Source organism: Halomonas maura (assembly GCF_030409305.1).
GTDB classification, from domain to species: Bacteria; Pseudomonadota; Gammaproteobacteria; order Pseudomonadales; family Halomonadaceae; genus Halomonas; species Halomonas maura.
Map to the genome: position 1 here is coordinate 81,723 of NZ_JAUFPQ010000009.1, position 18,553 is coordinate 100,275.

General features: G+C 68.5%; 16 protein-coding genes. 9 read left to right on the plus strand and 7 right to left on the minus strand.

The genetic code is table 11. The features are described 5' to 3' along the window. Positions 1 to 18: 18 nt before the first annotated feature. From QWY76_RS02410 to QWY76_RS02425, 4 genes are read right to left on the minus strand one after another with little or no spacing between them, the layout of a single operon-like run. Positions 19 to 1,101: an ABC transporter substrate-binding protein gene (locus tag QWY76_RS02410; RefSeq protein WP_290309513.1), complete on the minus strand. Its 1,083-nt coding sequence runs from the start codon at positions 1,099 to 1,101 to the stop codon at positions 19 to 21. Beyond that, complete coding sequence (locus tag QWY76_RS02415) at positions 1,098 to 2,471, minus strand: sensor histidine kinase (protein ID WP_290309514.1); 1,374 nt, start codon at positions 2,469 to 2,471, stop codon at positions 1,098 to 1,100. The genes QWY76_RS02410 and QWY76_RS02415 overlap by 4 nt, the downstream gene beginning before the upstream one ends. After that, positions 2,468 to 3,130: a response regulator gene (locus tag QWY76_RS02420; protein WP_290309515.1), complete on the minus strand. Its 663-nt coding sequence runs from the start codon at positions 3,128 to 3,130 to the stop codon at positions 2,468 to 2,470. Before QWY76_RS02420 ends, QWY76_RS02415 begins: the two co-directional genes overlap by 4 nt. Continuing rightward, a complete protein-coding gene (locus tag QWY76_RS02425; protein ID WP_290309516.1) occupies positions 3,127 to 3,735 on the minus strand; it encodes a helix-turn-helix domain-containing protein in 609 nt (202 codons plus the stop codon). The genes QWY76_RS02420 and QWY76_RS02425 overlap by 4 nt, the downstream gene beginning before the upstream one ends. A 198-nt stretch (positions 3,736 to 3,933) precedes the next feature. Here QWY76_RS02425 and QWY76_RS02430 point away from each other — a divergent pair, with 198 nt between their 5' ends. From QWY76_RS02430 to urtE, 8 genes are all read left to right on the plus strand, one after another. Then, positions 3,934 to 4,923, plus strand: a complete 990-nt coding sequence (locus QWY76_RS02430; protein WP_290309517.1) for a Bug family tripartite tricarboxylate transporter substrate binding protein — start codon at positions 3,934 to 3,936, stop codon at positions 4,921 to 4,923. After that, complete coding sequence (locus QWY76_RS02435; RefSeq protein ID WP_290309518.1) at positions 4,920 to 5,372, plus strand: tripartite tricarboxylate transporter TctB family protein; 453 nt, start codon at positions 4,920 to 4,922, stop codon at positions 5,370 to 5,372. The genes QWY76_RS02430 and QWY76_RS02435 overlap by 4 nt, the downstream gene beginning before the upstream one ends. Continuing rightward, the gene (locus tag QWY76_RS02440; protein ID WP_290309519.1) at positions 5,372 to 6,898 is read left to right on the plus strand and encodes a tripartite tricarboxylate transporter permease; all 1,527 of its coding nucleotides are present in this window, start codon (positions 5,372 to 5,374) and stop codon (positions 6,896 to 6,898) included. Before QWY76_RS02435 ends, QWY76_RS02440 begins: the two co-directional genes overlap by 1 nt. Positions 6,899 to 7,225: 327 nt before the next feature. Further along, on the plus strand, positions 7,226 to 8,545 hold the full coding sequence (urtA, locus tag QWY76_RS02445; RefSeq protein ID WP_290309520.1) for an urea ABC transporter substrate-binding protein: 1,320 nt from the start codon (positions 7,226 to 7,228) through the stop codon (positions 8,543 to 8,545). Positions 8,546 to 8,885: 340 nt separating this feature from the next. Next, entirely contained in the window at positions 8,886 to 10,484 is a 1,599-nt protein-coding gene (gene urtB / locus QWY76_RS02450; protein ID WP_290309894.1) for an urea ABC transporter permease subunit UrtB, read from the plus strand. A 3-nt stretch (positions 10,485 to 10,487) separates the two neighbouring features. After that, positions 10,488 to 11,630, plus strand: a complete 1,143-nt coding sequence (gene urtC / locus QWY76_RS02455; RefSeq protein WP_290309521.1) for an urea ABC transporter permease subunit UrtC — start codon at positions 10,488 to 10,490, stop codon at positions 11,628 to 11,630. Then, positions 11,627 to 12,466 carry an urea ABC transporter ATP-binding protein UrtD gene (urtD, locus tag QWY76_RS02460; RefSeq protein WP_290309522.1) on the plus strand — a complete coding sequence of 280 codons (840 nt, stop codon included), beginning with the start codon at positions 11,627 to 11,629 and terminating at the stop codon, positions 12,464 to 12,466. The genes urtC and urtD overlap by 4 nt, the downstream gene beginning before the upstream one ends. Beyond that, entirely contained in the window at positions 12,466 to 13,164 is a 699-nt protein-coding gene (gene urtE, locus QWY76_RS02465) for an urea ABC transporter ATP-binding subunit UrtE (RefSeq protein WP_290309523.1), read from the plus strand. The genes urtD and urtE overlap by 1 nt, the downstream gene beginning before the upstream one ends. 66 nt (positions 13,165 to 13,230) lie before the next feature. Here the strand turns inward: urtE and QWY76_RS02470 are convergent, their stop codons facing one another. The 3 genes from QWY76_RS02470 to QWY76_RS02480 all read right to left on the minus strand — a co-directional run bounded on the left by QWY76_RS02470 (position 13,231) and on the right by QWY76_RS02480 (position 16,671). Continuing rightward, the gene (locus QWY76_RS02470) at positions 13,231 to 14,712 is read right to left on the minus strand and encodes a pyridoxal-phosphate dependent enzyme (RefSeq protein WP_290309524.1); all 1,482 of its coding nucleotides are present in this window, start codon (positions 14,710 to 14,712) and stop codon (positions 13,231 to 13,233) included. Positions 14,713 to 14,718: 6 nt separating this feature from the next. Beyond that, positions 14,719 to 16,224 (minus strand): pyridoxal phosphate-dependent decarboxylase family protein, encoded by a 1,506-nt coding sequence (locus QWY76_RS02475; protein WP_290309525.1) that lies wholly within the window; start codon positions 16,222 to 16,224, stop codon positions 14,719 to 14,721. A 72-nt stretch (positions 16,225 to 16,296) separates the two neighbouring features. Then, on the minus strand, positions 16,297 to 16,671 hold the full coding sequence (locus tag QWY76_RS02480) for a DsrE family protein (RefSeq protein ID WP_290309526.1): 375 nt from the start codon (positions 16,669 to 16,671) through the stop codon (positions 16,297 to 16,299). Between the two features lie 176 nt (positions 16,672 to 16,847). Here QWY76_RS02480 and QWY76_RS02485 point away from each other — a divergent pair, with 176 nt between their 5' ends. Beyond that, entirely contained in the window at positions 16,848 to 18,407 is a 1,560-nt protein-coding gene (locus QWY76_RS02485; protein ID WP_290309527.1) for a winged helix-turn-helix domain-containing tetratricopeptide repeat protein, read from the plus strand. The last annotated feature ends 146 nt before the right edge of the window (positions 18,408 to 18,553 follow it).

Here is an 18,553-nt window from a genome sequence, read left to right on the forward strand (position 1 = left end):
CAGCCGGAGACTGGCGCGTCAGTCGCCTGCCGCGCCGCCCCGCGAGAATTCCCGTCGCCAGCGGGCCAGCAGGGCCTGTCGCTTGAGATCATCCAGGGTGGCCAGCAGTCCCGGGCCCAGCGCCAGGGGACGCAGGGCCTCGCCGTGGGTCGCGCGCAGATGGTCCGCCGTCCCCGGGCCGTCCAGCCCCGGGTGGACCGCGCCCAGCGCGGTCTGCTCGGCGATCACCCGCTGGCCCGCCAGGCCGATCAGGTAGTCCAGGAAGCGTCGCGCGCTCCTCGGGTGAGGGGCCTGGCGCGGAATCAGCGCCAGTCGCTGGGTGACCAGCGCATAGTCGTCGGGAATCACCATTTCGAGCGCCGGGTCCCGTTCCACCACCTGGCGGGCATAGCTGCCCAGCAGGTTGTAGCCCAGCCAGTAGCGTCCCTCCGCCAGCCCCGTCAGCATCTCGCCGGTGGTATCCACCAGGTGCGCCCGGGCCTGGCCGAAGGCGGCCACCAGGTCCCAGTAACGCGGCGATAGCCGCGATTCCTCGATGGCATAGGTGTAACCGGCGCCGCTGCGCGACGGGTCATAGGTCACCACTCGTCCCGCCAGCGCGTCGCCATGCGCCTGGAGCAGGGCGAGCAGGTCGGCATGACTCTCCGGGCGACCGAAGCGCTCGATCAGCTCGCGGCGGACCACCATCACCACCGGCTCGAAGGTGAAGGCGAACAGCTCCTGTCGCCAGCGGGCCCAGTCCGGCCAGGCCGCGGCGGCGGCGGAGTCGAGGGGCTGGGCATGGCCGTCGTTGGCCAGGCGGTACTGCCAGGGCATGGCCGAGGAGATCAGCACATCGACCTCGTCCGGTGCGGCCAGGAAGCGCTCGTACAGTGGCAGGGTGTCGAGGTTGCGGTAGGTCAGCGCGATGTCGGGATGCTGCCGGTGGAAGCTCGCCAGCAGGGGGCGGATATGCCCCAGGTCGAGGGCCCCATGGATCACCAGTTGGCCCGTCGTGGCCTGACCGGGCTCGGGGCGCGCCGGGTAGTGGAGACGCTCCTGCGCCGCGGCGAGGGGGGCGCTACACAGCCATAGCAGCAGCAGGGCGGCACGAGTCCTCATGGCGTGTCTCCCGGGAAGCGCAGGGTGACCCTCAGTCCGCGGGCGCCGCTGCCCTCCCCGAGGATCAGGCGGGCCCCATGGGTGCGGGCGATGCCATCGACGATGGCCAACCCCAGGCCCGAACCCTCGTGGTCATCGCTGCCGCGATGGAAGGGGCGCAGCATCAGCAGGCGGCGCTCGGCGGGGATCCCGGGCCCGTCATCCTCCACTTCCAGGGTCGGCGGCGAGGCGTGGGTGCGCACGGTGATGTGCCGGGCGCCATAGCGCCTGGCGTTGTCGATCAGGTTGCCCAGCGCCTCTTCCAGCTGCCAGTCGAGCCCCATGATCGTCACCGGCGCCGGAGAGGCCTCCACGCCCAGGTCGACCGCGTCCCGGTGGCAGGCGTTCCAGTGGGTCCTGACGGCCTGGCGGGCCAGCGCGTTGAGGTCCAGAGAGGCCAGCTCGGGGCGGTACTCGGGATTGTCGAGACGCGTCAGCGACAGCAGCTGGATGGCCAGCCGCGAGGTGCGCACGCTGGTGGTGTGCATGGCCTCGAGGGCCTCCCGCCAGCGGGCAGGGTCGTCCTGGCGCAGGGCCAGCTCGGCTCGCGCCGACAGGCCCGCCAGGGGGGTACGCAACTGGTGGGAGGCATCGCCGATGAAGCGCTCCTGGTTGGCGCGGACCCGGCGCATGCGGGCCAGCAGGTCGTTCAGGGTCTCGCGCAGTTCCGCGAGCTCCCTGGGCAGGCTCAGCGCCAGGGGGGACAGGGTGCGCGGGTCGCGGGCACGGATGGCGCGGCGCAAGCGGGTGAGCGGGGCCAGGGCGGCGCGAATCGCCAGCAGCAGGATCACCACCGCCAGGGCCGCCATGGTCAGGATATAGGCCAGGTTGCCCCGCAGTAGCTCGGCGGCCAGGCGCTCGCGCCCCTCGCGGGTATGGGCGACCCGTACCTCGAAGCGCTCGCGCTGTCGCCAGTCCTCCAGTCGCCCCCGGCGCACGCCCTGTCGCAAGGCCAGGCCGTGCCAGACGATATCGCGGTAGAGCAGGCCATCGGCGCGCTCGCCGACCTCTCGGGGGTCGCCGGGTAGCTCGGCGTTGCCGGTGACGTAGCGGCCCTGGGCATCGTGGAGGGCATAGAAGACCCGCTCCTCGGCGTCGGTGGCGAGCATCTCCAGGGCCGCGGGGGGCAGGTCGAGCCACAGGCGCTGTTCCTGCCACTGCACCTGCTCGGCGATCGCCAGGGTGGCGGCCTCGAGCAGGCGGTCATAGGCACGATCGGCCGTGCGTCGGGCATCCATCCAGGCCTGCAGTACCATCAGTCCTCCGAGGGCCAGCAACGGCAGCAGCAACCAGGTCAGCAGCCGCCGGTAGAGGCTGTCCCGGCGGATCACGTGGCCTCCAGCAGGTAGCCCAGGCCGCGGACCGTGCGCAGGGCCACACCGTTATCGCCCAGGCGCTTGCGCAGGCGATGGATGTAGACCTCGATGGCATTGTCGCCCATGGGCTGGTCCTGGAAGGCCTCCTCGGCGAGTCGCGCCTTGTCCACCGGCTCGCCGGCGTGACGCATCAGGCAGGCCAGCAGGCGCTGCTCCCGGGGCGGCAGCGCCAGGGGCGTGTCGCCGAGGGCGAAGCGCTGGGCCAGGCCATCGAAGCTCAGCGGGCCGACCTGCAACAGCTGGCCGCGCTCGCGGCGGCGCAGCAGCGCCCGCACCCGCGCCTCGAGCTCGTCCAGGGCGAAGGGCTTCGCCAGGTAGTCGTCGGCGCCCAGGTCCAGCCCGCGTACCCGGTCCTCGATGGCGCCGCGGGCGGTGAGGATCAGCACCGGGGTGTCGCGGTCGTGGGCGCGCAGCGTCGCCAGCACCTCCAGCCCCCCGCAGCCGGGCAGGTTGAGGTCCAGCAGCACCAGCGACAGGCCGTGCTCCGACCCGGCCAGGCGATCCCGGGCCGCGTCGCCGTCGGCCAGGTGGTCGACGGCGTGCCCCTCGAGGCGCAGGGCATCGATCAGCGTCTCGGCCAGCAGGCGATCATCCTCCACCAGCAGCAGCGTCATGGGCTCGTCTCCTCCTCGGCCTGCGGTGTCTCCAGGGCGCCGTGCGCCGCCTCGAGAGCCCGTCGTGCCGCGTCGGGGGCCAGGCGCCCCATGGGGCCCGACAGCGACAGCCAGAGCCGCGGTTCGTCGGGGCCGGTCGTCAGCGCCAGGCACTCCATGTAGCCGCCGGGCAGGACCGGACGCGGATCGTCGTCCGTGGTGGTCGACCAGCGGCTGCCGGGGTGCAGGTCGTGGCGCAGCGCCGCGCCGGGCAGCGCCACCAGGCGGCACTCCACGTCGCCGGGATGCGCCTCGAGCAGGGCCGCGGTCTCGCCGGTATCGGTCGCCAGGCGGTCCAGCAGCGGCTGGACCCGCGCCGCCAGGTGCCGGGTCGGGGCATGGCGGCGGGCCAGACGCACCGGGCTGTGGCCGAGCCGCCAGCGCCCGTCGCCGCCCCGCTGGACATAGTCGTAGCGCGACAGCGAGCCCAGCAGTCGGAGCAGGGTGCTCTTGTAGAACCCGGTGGCCTCGGCCAGCTCGGCCAGGGTGAAGGCCTCCTGGGGCGAGTCGAAGGCCTCGAGTACCGTCAGGGCCCGTTCCACGGCCTCGACGCGATCCTGTGCCATGTCTGTCCTCCCGTCATGCCGCGGACGCGTTGCCGATGCAACTTTGGTCGCAATTGCCCTGCCAGGCGTTGACCCGACCCGGGCGGACCGCCTAGCTTTCTATCCTGAGGAATGAAGTTCTGCCTTACAGAATTGTAAGCCAGGCGTCAGCGTCCCACAAGACCCACATCGATCCACCGACATCAGGGGACCACAACAATGTCCATGAGAACGCCGCTCAAGCTCTTCGCCGTCGCCGCCTTCACCGTCAGCGCCGGTTCCGTCATGGCCTTCGAGCCCGAAGGCAAGGTCGAGTGCCTCGCGCCCGCCGATCCCGGCGGCGGCTGGGACTTCACCTGCCGCAGTGTCGGCAAGGTGATGGAAGACCTGGATATCGTTCCGCGCAGTGTCCAGACCATCAACATGGCCGGTGCCGGTGGTGGCGTGGCCTTCGGGCATACCGTCAGCAAGCGTGCCGGCGACGACCAGCTGCTGGTGGCGGCCTCCACCGCGACCACCACTCGTCTGGCCCAGGGCCAGTTTCCGGGCATGAACGCCGACATGGTCAACTGGATCGGTGCCCTCGGGGCCGACTACGGCATCATCGCCGTGTCCGAGGACTCCGAGTATCAGGACCTGCCGGCGCTGATGGAGGCCCTCAAGGCAGACCCGCGCAGCGTCAAGTTTGCTGGCGGCAGCGCCAAGGGGGGCTGGGATCACCTCAAGGTACTGATCGCCGCCCAGGCCGCCGATGTCGAGAATCTGCCGCGGATCCCCTACCTGTCGTACAACAACGGTGGTGAGGCACTGACGCAGGTGATCGGGGGGCACGTGGACGCCTTCACCGGTGACATCACCGAGGCCCAGGGCTTCATGGAGTCCGGTGACCTCAAGGTGCTCGCCGTGCTGTCCGAGGAGCGCCTGCCGGGCGAGTTCTCAGAGATCCCGACCGCCATGGAGCAGGGCATCGACGCGGTCGGCCCCAACTGGCGCGGCTTCTACATGCCGGCCGACATCTCCGACGAGGCCAAGCAGTACTGGGTCGACGCCATGGACACCATCTATGAAAGCGAGGAGTGGCAGAGCGTCATGACCCAGAACGGCCTGATGCCCTTCCATATGAGCGCCGGTGAGTTCGACGCCTTCGTCAAGGACCAGATCGCCGAGATCGAAACCCTCTCCAAGGACATCGGGCTGATCCAGCAATGACCTTCAACGACCGCATCTTCGGGGTCCTGATGATCGTCCTGGCCGTCGCGTACGGCTGGGGCACCACCCAGTTCCCCGAGCCGTTCGGCGGGACCGAAGCCGTCGGTCCCGAGACCTTTCCACGCCTGCTGGCCGTCGTCCTGGCACTCTCCAGCCTCTACATGGTCGTGCGGCCGGATCCGGATAACGCCTGGCCGTGGAGCCGTACCGGCGTCGAGCTGATCATCGCCGTGGTGGTGCTGATCCTCTACGCCATGCTGCTGCAGCCGCTGGGCTTCATCATCAGCACGACCCTGGCGGTAGGCACCCTGTGCTGGCGCATGGGCTCCGCCCCGGTGCGAGCCTTCGTCACCGGCGCGGCGTCGGGTGTGGTGGTCTTCCTGCTGTTCAATTTCGCCCTCGACCTGGCGCTGCCGCTGGGCCTGCTTTCGTTCCTGGAGGTGAGCTGATGGAGACCCTTGGCTTCCTGATCGACGGCTTCGGCGTCGCCCTGGCGCCGCACAACCTGATGTTCGCGCTGCTGGGGGCCTTCCTCGGCACCCTGATCGGCGCCCTGCCGGGGCTGGGGCCGGCCAACGGCGTGGCGATCCTGATCCCGCTGGCCTTCACGCTGGGGCTGGCGCCGGAGACCGCGATGATCATGCTCACCTCGGTCTATGCCGGTGCCATGTACGGCGGGCGCATCTCGTCGATCCTGCTCAATATTCCCGGTGACGAGCCGGCGATGATGACCTGCCTCGACGGTTACCCGATGGCGCAGCAGGGCAAGGCCTCCGAGGCCCTGGCGATCTCCGCCGTGGCCTCCTTCATCGGCAGCCTGATCGCCACCATCGGGTTGATCCTGCTGGCGCCGTTGCTCGCCGACTTCGCCCTGACCTTCGGTCCGGCGGAGTACTTTGCGCTGTTCCTGCTGGCCTTCGCCACCCTCGGCGGCATCACCGGCAAGAACCCCATGAAGACCGTGGTGGCCGCTGCCATCGGCCTGATGATCGCCACGGTGGGCATCGACAACACCGGCGTGCAGCGCTACACCTTCGGCGTGCTCGAACTCTACGAGGGCGTGGACTTCATCATCGCCATCGTCGGGCTGTTCGCCATCTCCGAGCTGCTGTTCTTCATCGAGGAGAAGGCCGGGGGCGGCAAGGCGAAGATGGCCGTCAACAAGCTTTCGCTCAGCTGGAAGGACATCCGCAACATCCTGCCGTCCAGTTTGCGCGGCGGCGTGCTGGGCTTCATCGCCGGCGTGCTGCCGGGCGCGGGGGCGTCGCTGGGCAGCTTCATCGGCTACACCCTCGAGAAGAAGGTCGTCGGCAGCAAGGGCTACTTCGGCAAGGGCGACCCGCGCGGCGTGGCCGGCCCCGAGGCCGGCAACAACGGCGCCTCCAGCGGGGCGCTGGTGCCCATGCTGACCCTCGGCGTGCCGGGCAGCGGCACCACCGCGGTGCTGCTGGCCCTGCTGATCTCGCTGAACATCACCCCCGGGCCGCTGATGTTCACCCAGAACGCCGACATCGTCTGGGGCGTGATCGCCGCACTGCTGATCGGCAACTTCCTGCTGCTGGTGCTGAACATCCCGCTGGTGGGCATCTTCGTCAAGCTGCTCTCGGTGCCGCCGATGTTCCTGCTGCCGGTGGTGACCATGATCGCCTTCGTCGGCATCTACTCGATCAGCAACACCACCTTCGACCTCTACTTCATGGTGGCCTTCGGCGTTGCCGGGTATCTCTTCCGCAAGCTGGAGATCCCGCTGGTGCCGATCATCCTCGGCCTGCTGCTGGGGCCGGAGATGGAGAAGAACCTGCGCCATGCCATGGATATCTCCGACGGCGACTGGACCATCCTGTGGGACAGCGGCCTGGCCATCGGCCTGTGGGTGTTCGCCGGCCTGGGGCTGATCCTGCCCTACATCGTCGGCCCGCTGCTGCGTCGCCGCATGCAGGTCCAGACCGGCACGGGGGGGCCGGAGGGCGACTGATCGCCCGGGATCTCCCGCAGCGCCACGAGGGGCGCCGGCCAGGCCGGCGCCCCTCGTGCCGTCTGGGCGGCCGAAGCGAGCCTGCCTCATGCGGGTGCAGTGGGCCGGGTATCGGCACGCTGCTGGCTCGATATCGTGCGTCAGCCTGCACCAGACCACCCCGCTCGCCCCCTGTTGGCTCGAGCGGGAGTTTTCCAATGCATTGAATCAAAAGGGATCGTAAGGGAGCTTCGCGTTCTGGCACGCCCCTTGCGCTGGTAAGTGGGCAGGGTGCCGTCGCCATCGCACCGCTGCCCATCGATACCAACCACATCGCAAGGAGTCTCCATGATCCCGCTCCCGACCGTGCATCCCACACGCTGGCTGGCCGCCTCGCTGATCGGCCTGGGTCTCTGCTCGCCGGCGGTTGCTCAGGAGGACCCGATCAAGGTCGGCATCCTGCACTCGTTGTCCGGCACCATGGCGATCAGCGAGTCGACCCTCAAGGACACCCTGCTGATGCTGATCGAGCAGCAGAATGCCGAGGGAGGCCTGCTGGGTCGCGAGCTCGAGCCGGTGGTCGTCGACCCGGCCTCCGACTGGCCGCTGTTCGCCGAGAAGGCCCGCGAGCTGCTGGCCCAGGAGGAGGTCGACGTGATCTTCGGCAACTGGACCTCGGTGTCGCGCAAGTCGGTGCTGCCGGTGGTCGAGGAGCTCAACGGCCTGCTGTTCTACCCGGTGCAGTACGAGGGGGAGGAGTCCTCCGCGAACGTCTTCTACACCGGGGCGGCGCCGAACCAGCAGGCGATTCCCGCCGTCGACTACCTGATGAACGAGGTGGGGGCCGAGCGCTGGGTGCTGGCCGGTACCGATTACGTCTACCCGCGGACCACCAACAAGATCCTCGAGGCCTACCTCAAGGCCCACGGCGTGGCCGACGAGGACATCATGGTCAACTACACGCCCTTCGGTCATTCCGACTGGCAGAACATCGTCGCCGACATCAAGCGCTTCGGCAGCCAGGGCAAGAAGACCGCGGTGGTCTCCACCATCAACGGCGATGCCAACGTGCCGTTCTATCGCGAGCTGGGCAACCAGGGCATCGATGCCGCCGACATCCCGGTGGTGGCCTTCTCGGTGGGCGAGCAGGAGCTCTCCGGCATCGATACCGCGCCGCTGGTGGGGCACCTGGCCGCCTGGAACTACTTCATGAGCGTCGACACCGACGCCAACTACGACTTCATCGACGGCTGGATCGAGTACACCGGCGACGAGATGGCGGTGACCAACGATCCCATGGAAGCCCACTACATCGGCTTCAACATGTGGAAGGAGGCCGTGCGCAAGGCCGGCACCACCGAGGTCGATGCGGTGAAGCAGGCCATCATCGGGGTCAGCGTTCCCAACCTGTCCGGGGGCCATGCGGCCATGATGCCCAACCACCACATCACCAAGCCGGTGCTGATCGGCGAGATCCAGGACAACGGCCAGTTCTCCATCGTCTGGGAGACCCCGTCCACCGTGGCCGGGGATGCCTGGTCCGACTACCTGGAAGGCTCCCGGGACCTGATCAGCGACTGGCGTCAGCCCCTGGGCTGCGGCAACTACAACGTCGTCGAGGGTCGCTGTGGCGGTGGCGCCAGCGAGGACGTCGCGACGGCGGAATGATCCCGTCCTCGGGCCGGTGTGTGCCAGGACAAGTGCTATCGCCTTCCGCGAGGGGCGCCGGGGACAAGCCGAAGAGGAGGTCCTACGCCATGGGTGAGGAGCACTGCTCCGAACGGGCTGGCCATGGATGGCCAGCACTGGCCCTGCAAGCGAAGCAGGATGCGAGAGCGCCGCAGGGCGTCGGTAGCGCCCAAGGATGGGTTCACAGCGCCTCCTCGCAGGCTTGTCGACGGAACAGCCCCGAGCGATACCGCTAACTGCGATTGCCCTTAGGCGCCCGCTGGCGTGGTTGATCCGAGATACGCCATCTCTCCACTTCCTACAGGACATGCCCATGAGGATGATCCGCTCCCTCGTGCAGGGGCTGCTGTGCCTCGTCGTCGTGGCGCTCGCCGCACCGGCCGCCGTGGCCGCGCCCGACGACGACGGCCAGGCCCTGCTCGAGGCCCTCGATACCCGCTCCTACGCCGACAAGGGCCAGGCCATCGAGGCGCTCGTCGCCAGCGGCGACGAGCGCACCCGGCGCTGGCTCGAGGCCCTGCTCGACGGCAAGCTGCAGCGTCACGAGGACACCGGTCGCTTCGTCGTGGTGCTCGAGAACCGCGGTCGCCAATGGCCGGTCATCGACGCCCTGACCTTCGCGGCGGCCGGCGAGATGTCGCGGCGCGAACTCGACCGCATCGGCATCAACAACGCGCTGCGCGGGCGGCTGCAGAGCACCCTGGCGGTGCTCGACCTGCGCGTCGACGACGTGCGGGCGCGCCGCGAGGCGGCCCGGGAGCTGCTCGGCAATGTCGAGGCCGCCATGCTGGCGCCACTGCAGGCGCTGGTGGCCGACGAGGCCGATGACGAGGTGAAGCGCCTGCTCGAGCAGGCCATCGCCATCCATCGCCTGGCGCAGGGCGATGCCGCGGCCGTCGAGGGCCTGGCCGGCAGCCTCAATCCCGAGGCCCGGGCGGCGCTCAGTGCCGCCGCGCGCAGCGACGACGCCGCCCTGGCCGAGGCCGCGAGCGGGGCGCTGGCCGGCATCGAGCAGAAGCAGAAACTCAACCGCGGCGTCGAGACGCTCTACTTCGGCCTGTCGCTGGGCTCGGTGCTGGTGCTGGCGGCCATCGGCCTGGCGATCACCTTCGGCGTGATGGGCGTGATCAACATGGCCCATGGCGAGCTGATGATGCTCGGTGCCTACACCACCTGGGGGATGCAGCAGCTGCTGCCCGGCCAGCCGGGGCTGGCGCTGATCCTGTCGATCCCCGCCGGCTTCCTGGTAGCGGCCCTGGCGGGGGTCGCCATCGAGCGCAGCGTCATCCAGTTCCTCAAGGGGCGTCCGCTGGAGACCCTGCTGGCCACCTTCGGCGTCAGCCTGATCCTCCAGCAGCTGGTGCGCACCCTGATCTCGCCGCTCAACCGCAGCGTGGTCTCGCCCGAGTGGATGAGTGGCTCGCTGATGATCAACGAGGGGCTGTCGCTGACCCTCAATCGTCTGTTCGTGCTGGGCTTCGCGCTGCTGGTCTTCGCCGGCCTGATGCTGGTGATGCGCCGCACCCGGCTGGGTCTGGAGGTGCGCGCCGTGACCCAGAATCGCGCCATGGCCCGTTCCATGGGCATCCGTGCCACCCGCGTCGATATCCTGACCTTCGCCCTGGGGGCCGGGGTGGCCGGCCTGGCCGGCGTGGCGCTCTCCCAGCTCACCAACGTGGGGCCCAACCTCGGCCAGAACTACATCATCGACTCCTTCATGGTGGTGGTGTTCGGCGGGGTGGGGAACCTCTGGGGCACCCTTGTGGCGGGCCTGTCGCTGGGCGTCATCAACCAGGTCCTCGAGCCCTGGGCCGGTGCCGTGCTGGCCAAGATCCTGGTGCTCGTCTTCATCATCCTGTTCATCCAGAAACGCCCCCGCGGACTCTTCCCGCAGAAGGGCCGGGCGGCGGAGGGCTGATTCATGCTGGCTTCAAGATCCTGGCTGTCCCGACCCCTGCACGAGCGCTCGACACGGCTCTTCCTCGGCGTGCTGCTCGCGTCCCTGGCCGTGGTCACCCTGCTCAACCTGGCGCTGCCGGCGGGGCATACGCTGCATGTCTCCACCTATACCGTGACGCTGCTCGGCAAGTACCTGTGCTATGCGCTGCTGGCCGTGGCGGTGGACCTGGTGTGGGGCTATCTCGGCATCTTGAGCCTCGGGCATGGCGCCTTCTTCGCCCTGGGCGGCTATGCCATGGGCATGTACCTGATGCGCCAGATCGGTGATCGTGGTGTGTACGGACATCCTGTCTTGCCGGACTTTATGGTCTTCCTCGACTGGCAGAGCCTGCCCTGGTACTGGCACGGCTTCGACATGGCCTGGTTCGCCTTCCTGATGGTGCTGCTGGCGCCGGGACTGCTGGCCCTGGTGTTCGGCTTCCTGGCCTTCCGCTCCCGGGTCACCGGGGTGTATCTGTCGATCATCACCCAGGCGCTGACCTTCGCCCTGATGCTGGCCTTCTTCCGCAACGAGATGGGCTTCGGCGGCAACAACGGCCTGACCGACTTCAAGGAACTGCTGGGCGTCGACCTGACCGACGATGCGACCCGCCTGGGGCTCTTCCTGGCCACCGGCGTGGCGCTGGCCCTGGGGTATCTGCTGTGTCGCGCGATCGTCGCCAGCAAGCTCGGACGGGTCTGCGTGGCCACCCGCGACGCCGAGGCCCGCACGCGCTTCCTGGGCTACCGGGTGGAGCGCTTCCAGCTCTTCGTCTTCGTGGTCTCGGCGATGCTGGCCGGTGTCGCCGGCGCGCTCTACGTGCCCCAGGTGGGCATCATCAACCCGGGGGAGTTCTCGCCGATCTTCTCCATCGAGATCGTGCTGTGGGTGGCGCTGGGTGGCCGCGGCACCCTCTACGGCGCGGTGATCGGGGCGCTGCTCGTCAACTACGCCAAGACGGTGTTCACCGGCGTGATGCCGGATGCCTGGCTGTTCGCCCTGGGCGGGCTCTTCGTGCTGGTCACGGTGCTGCTGCCCAGGGGCATCGCCGGCCTGCTGGCCTATCGCCGGCCGCGCCGCGCCGCCCCGGATCCATCCACCACCCCTCGGGAGGCCTCGGCATGAACTTCCTGACATCGCTGGCCGATCGCGACCGTGTCTTCGACTTCCTGGTGCCCGTCGACTCCCCGGTCGACGTGCGCCATGGCCCGATCCTCTATCTCGAGGACGTGACGGTCAGCTTCGACGGCTTCCGCGCCATCGACCGCCTGAACCTGACCATCGACGACGGCGAGCTGCGTTGCATCATCGGCCCCAACGGGGCGGGCAAGACCACCATGATGGACATCATCACCGGCAAGACCCGGCCGGATACCGGCCGGGTCTGGTTCGGCAGCCGCCATGACCTGCTGACCATGAACGAGCCGCAGATCGCCAGCCTCGGCATCGGCCGCAAGTTCCAGAAGCCCACCACCTTCGAGGCCCTCTCGGTCTTCGAGAACCTGGAACTGGCCATGGCCGCCGACAAGCGCATCCTGCCCACCCTCACGGCGCGGACGAGCGGCGAGATCCGTGAGCGGATCGAGGAGGTCCTGACCACCATCGGCCTGGTCGAGTTGCGTCACCGGCCGGCCGGGATCCTGTCCCATGGCCAGAAGCAGTGGCTGGAGATCGGCATGCTGCTGATGCAGCGTCCGCGGCTGCTGCTGGTGGACGAGCCGGTGGCCGGCATGACCGAGCAGGAGATGGAACGCACGGCCGAGCTGCTCACCGGGCTCGCGGGCAAGCAGTCCGTGGTGGTGGTGGAGCACGACATGGGCTTCGTGCGCTCCATCGCCCGGACGGTCACCGTGCTCCACCAGGGCAGCGTGCTGGCCGAGGGCAGCATGAACCAGGTGTCCATGGATCCCCGCGTCGTCGAGGTCTATCTCGGCGCCGAGGCCGACGAGGAGGTCGCCTGATGCTCGCGATCGACAAGCTCGACCAGTACTACGGCGAGAGCCACACCCTGTGGTCCCTCGACCTCGAGGTGCCGGCGGGGGCGTGCACCTGCGTGATGGGCCGCAACGGGGTGGGCAAGACCACCCTGGTGAAGGCGGTGATGGGCGAGGTCGCGGTGACCTCGGGCAGCATCCGCTATGCCGATGATGTGGAGCTGACCAAGAAGCGCGCCGAGGACCGGTCGCGGCTGGGCATCGGCTATGTGCCCCAGGGGCGCCAGATCTTCCCGCTGCTCACCGTGGAGGAAAACCTGCGTACCGGCCTGGCGGCCCGCGGCGACGGTCGCAGGTCGATCCCCGAGCGCATCTACGAGCTGTTCCCGGTGCTGGCGGAGATGAAGCACCGTCGCGGCGGCGACCTCTCGGGCGGCCAGCAGCAGCAGCTGGCCATCGGTCGGGCCCTGGTGCTCGAGCCCCGGCTATTGATCCTCGACGAGCCGGGGGAGGGCATCCAGCCGAATATCGTCACCCAGATCGGCGAGGTGATCCGTCGGCTGATCCGCGAGGACGGCCTGACGGTGCTGCTGGTGGAGCAGAAGCTGCCCTTCGCCCGCAAGTATGCCGACCGCTTCGCGATCATGGATCGGGGCCGCCGGGTCGCCGGTGGGGCGATCGCCGAGCTCTCCGATGACCTGATCCGGCGACATCTGACGGTCTAGGCACGCCCCTGGTGTTGCCGCGCCCGCCTCTGGTCATCCCAGAGGCGGGCGCGCGCCGGTTCGGGGTCAGCGAGGGTGGAGCCAGGTCGGCAACAGCGTGTAGGGGTCCGTGTCGACGCCGGCATCGTAGCCGACACCATGGCCATCGAGGCGCGCGAACAGCTGGCCGCTGTTGATCTCGTCGAACAGATCGGTACAGCCGCCGATGAACTCGCCGCCGATGAAGATCAGGGGCAGGGTGTTCCAGCCGGTCTTGTCCTTGAGGACCGCCCGCATCTTGCCGCCCCGACCGTCGGCCTGGTAGGTCACCGCATCCAGGCTGAGGGTGCGATAGGGAATCCGGTAGCGATCGAAGACCTTGCGCACCGACCAGCAGAACTCGCACCACTCTAGCGCGAACATGATCACCGGAGCCCGCGGATCCGCCAGGGTGGCGTCTACCTGGCGCCGTGCCTCGGGATCCAGTGGCTGGGCGGCCACGCTGGGTGGGGGGCGGCTGCCGCCATCGAAGCGGTAGCCGGGCGTGGAGCGCGACAGGGCCATTTCCTCCTCGGTCATGTTCACCGCCACATCCTCGAACAGCGGCGTGGAGAGGTAACGTTCTCCCGTATCCGGCAGCATGCACAGGATGTTGCTGCCGGCAGGGGCCTCGGCCGCCACCTGCAGTGCCCCGGCCAGGGTCGCACCGGCGGAGATCCCCGCGAAGATGCCCTCGCGGCGGGCCAGGTCGCGGGCACAGCGCAGGGCCTCCTGGCCGTTGATGCCGAGGAAGGCATCACAGCGGCCCTCGGCGAGGACCGGTTCGGCCAGCTGGGGCACGAAGTCCGGCGTCCAGCCCTGCATCAGGTGCGGCCGAAAGGCCGGGTGGCTCTCGCTGTGGCTGCCGTCCGCCCGGCGGGGCTGGGCAATGCCGCTGGCCAGGATGGCCGAATTGTCAGGCTCGCAGACCACGACCCGGGTTTGCGGGCTCCGGGAGCGAAGCACGCGAGAGACGCCGCTGAGGGTGCCGCCGGTGCCGAAGCCGGTGACCCAGTAGTCCAGCCCGATATCCGCGAAGGCATCGAGGATCTCGACCGCCGTGGTGCGCGCATGAACCTCCGCATTGGCGGGGTTCTCGAACTGCCGTGATCGCCACCAGCCGTGCTGCCGGGCGAGCTCGTCGGCCTTGGCCACCATCCCCGAGCCCTTCTCCGAGGCGGGGGTGAGGACCACGCGGGCGCCCAGGAAGCGCAACAGCTTGCGCCGCTCCACGCTGAAGTTCTCGGCCATGGTGACCACCAGCGGGTAGCCCTTCTGGGCGCACACCATGGCCAGGCCGATGCCGGTATTGCCGCTGGTGGCCTCGACGATGGTCTGCCCCGGCATGAGTTCGCCGCGACGCTCGGCGTCCTCGATCACGCCCAGTGCCAGGCGATCCTTCACCGAGCCCATGGGGTTGAAGGCCTCGACCTTCGCGTACAGGTTGACGTGTGCCGGGCCGAGGTTGTTGATACGCACCACCGGGGTGTTGCCGATGGTCGCCAGGATGCTGTCGTAACGCTTCGTCATGATCGTCTACCTCGTGATGGGGGGCATGCTGCCGCTGTTGGAGGCGTCCATGTCAGTGTCGGGGCTGGCCCCCTGGGCAAGCCGCTCGCCCAGGGTCAGCACCTCGTCCACCAGGGCGCTGGCCTGGCTTTCGCCGGTGCGCGCGCCCACGAAACAGGGCCGGATCGCCAGCTGGCCATTGACCAGGGCGGTGCTCGGCATATTGCGCCCATGGCGCACCAGGGCCCGATGGATACGGGCGTTGAGGGCATCGAGGTCGGGGCAGCCGGCCGCCACGTAGCGGAAGCAGCAGATCGACAGGGTCGGCCGCTGCAGGACCTCGAGGTGGGGGTGGGCGTCGGCTCGCTCGGCCACCTGGCGTGCCATGGCGTTGTGCCGGCAGACCCGCGCGCGCAACCCGTCCGCGCCGATCTCCCGCAGCAGCGCCCAGACCACGGCGCCGCGTGCCGGCGCCGACAGCTCCACGCCGAAATCGCTGTACGGGATGCCCAGGTTGTCCAGGGAATGGTGAGCCGTTGCCTGGGTGCAGGACCGCTCCAGGTAGTCGGAGGCCCCCTGGGTGAAGGCCCGCTGCAGCAGGGCACGGTCGCGCACGAAGGTCGCGCCGATGCCGACCGGTGCGCCCAGCCACTTGTGGGGGTCCACGATCACCGAGTCGGCCAGCTCCAGGCCCGCGTACCGGTGGCGAACCCGCGGGTCCAGGATGCCCGGCAGGCCATAGGCGCCGTCGACATGGAACCAGGTGTCATAGCGGTGGGCGAGGGTGCCGATGGCATGCAGCGGATCGATGGCGCCGGTGGACGTCGTCCCGGCGTTGGCCACCACCGCCACGGGAACCCGGTCCCGCGCCCGGTCCTCCTCGAGCTGTCGCTCCAGGGCCGCAGGGATCATTCGCCCCTGCGGGTCCGTGGCGATGGTGATCACCGCCTCGCGGCCGAGGCCGAGCACGGCGGCCGCCCGGTGAATGGAATGATGGCTGGCACTGCTGGCGTAGAGACACCCCGGACCGGGTATGCCCTGCCGGGCGGGGTCGATGCCTAACGACTCGAAGGCCTGCTGGCGAGCCGCGCCCAGGGCCACCAGGTTGGCGACCGAGCCGCCGCTGCTGTAGAGCCCCTTCATGGCGGGTGGAAGCCGGAACAGCTCGACGAGCCAGTCCAGTGATTGCTCCTCCAGGAAAGTGAAGGCGTTGAGCGTGAGGCGCTGAGGTGACGCCACCGCACCGGCCAGCGTCGCCAGGGCGCCGATGGTGGTCGCCCCCGTCGTGATGAAGGCCGTGCTGCCGGGGTTCGGGATGGCCGAGCCGTTGGGGATCAGGGTGTGGGTCAGCTCCTCCATGACCGCGTCGATGCCGATACCGCTGCTCGGCAAGGGGCGCTCCAGGACCGAGCGCCAACGCGCCGGCTGCTGCATGGCGTCGGGGTGCCGGAAGGTCAGGAAGCGGTCGAGCGCATTGCCCAGGACCGTCAGGTAGTGCGCCAGCTTGCCGCACTCGGCCGGTTCGGTCGTCATGATCGGCTCCTCCAGGGATCCGCAGCCGGGAAGTCGCGCGACCGCCACCCATGGTGGCGGTCGCGCGAGACATCAGGCCAGCAGACGCGCGCCGCTGGCGAGGTACGCCATGGTGCGGGGGGCGCCGGCAACCTCGATTCCGGGGAGCAGGTCATCCTGCGTCAGGCCCTTCGCCTTGACGCACACCGGGCACACCCAGATCTGCCCGCCGTTGCCCTGGTACTGGGCGATCAGGTCGGCGAGGGGCTCATAGCCTTCGGCCACCAGGCCATCGACGGCGCCCCGCACGCACAGCGCCGTGGCGTTGGAGCTGATGAAGACGGCGGTTTCGCAGGTCTTGGAGGCCGTGCTGGCCAGGATGAAGGCGATGGTGGCGCGCTCCAGGTTGTCGGTCCCGTACTGGCAGTTGAGCAGAAACTTCTGGGTCGAGAGGTCGAGATCGCACATGGTCGTGTTCTCCTGTGGGGGTGGGATGTGTGGAACACATCACCAGCCTAGTGACTGTCCCCCGGCGCGGCTTGACGGCGATCTGGTGGTATTCTGGAGAAGTCGTGGAGATGACCTACTCTCATTTCATGCCCTCCTTTCTGCCCCGGTCGTATTGCCCGATGCCGTGACACGCCATGCGCTACCGATTCGACGACTTCATCCTGGACACCGACCGCTTCGAACTGAGTCGCGATGGCCAACCACTTCGCTGCGAGCCACAGGTCATCGAGCTGCTGGTGCTGCTGGTGGAGAACCGCGAGCGCATGGTCGGCAAGGACGAGATCAACGAGGTGGTATGGAAGGGCCGCATCGTCTCCGAGGCGGCCTTGAGCAGCCGCATCAAGATGGCTCGCCAACTGCTGGGCGATGACGGACGCCGCCAGATCTACATCCGCACGATTCACCGCAAGGGATTTCGCTTCGTGGGGACGGTGCAATTCGATGATCCCGCGCCGGCAGTGTCGGCCTCCCCGGGCGCGGTCGCACCCGATGCCCTGCACAAGCCGGCCGTGGTCGTGTTGCCGCTGATCAATCTGTCTCGGGAGAGCGACCACGAGTATTTCGCCGACGGCGTCACCAGCGACATCATCGCCCAGCTCAGCAAGCACCGCTGGCTCAACGTGGTGGCGCGCAATACCGCCTTCGGCTTCAAGGGGCAGGCCCCGGATCCGCTCGAGCTGGGCCGGATGCTGGCCGTCGACTACGTGGTGGAAGGCAGCATCCAGGGTACCGGGAATCAGGTGCGGATCGCCGTGCACCTCGTCGACGCCGCCACCCGCCTGACGAAATGGACGGAACGCTACGACCGTGAGCGATCAGAAATTTTCGCCCTGCAGGACGAGATCACGGAAACCATCGCCGCCCGGCTGGAGCCGGAGATTGGCTTCGCCGAACGGCACAAGGTCAGGGTCTCGCGCCCGGCGACCCTGCAAGCCTGGGACTGCTTTCACCTGGGATGCTACCACCTGTTTCGGTTCACCGGGCGGGACAACCAGGAAGCCCAGCGGCTGTTGCGTCAGAGCCTGATCCAGGACCCCATGTTCGGCGAGGCGCATGCGTGGTGGGCGTATGCCGTCGTGTTGGGCATGGTCTACTGGGATACGCCGGCGGACCGGGAACTGCTGGACGAGGCGCTCGCCGCCTGCGACAGGGCACTGGAAATCGATCACCAGAATGCCACCTTTCACATGCTGCGCGGCCGGGTGTTGCTGGCCCGGCGGGAGTACCGTCGGGCCCTCGCCGAGAACCGGATCGCCATCGACCTCAATCCCACCTTCGCGGCGGCCTATTGCGGGATGGGCGATTCGCTCGCCTATGAATGCCGTTACGAGGAGGCCATGGCCCAGTTCGAGCGTTCCATCGCGCTGAGCCCCAACGACCCGCAACTATGGGCCTTCTATACCTATGGCGCGCTGGCGCTCATCTTCAAGGGCGACTACGAACGCTCCCTGGAGTGGACGGAGCAGGCCAGCAACCTGCCCAACTGCCAGTACTGGACCGCCGCTCACCGCCTGGTGGCCCTGGCCCATCTGGGCCGGCGGGAGCAGGCCAGTGAGGAGAAGGAGCGACTCCTCGCCATGCAGCCCGCCTTCAGCTGTGCCTTTGCCATCGAGAAGCTGTTCTATCTCCATGAGCCGAGCCAGATCACCTGCTACCTGGCGGGGTTGCGACGGGCAAAGGTGCCGGAGGGCTGAGGGGAGGGTGGGTGCACCAGAGGTGAACGACGCTCGTCCCTTTCTCTCCCCAGTGGTGCATGACCGGGTGGATTTTGCACCCTATGGGTGCATTGGCAGACATCCGAGGAAGGCGCTTATTTCTTGTATACTAAATAAGATTCTGA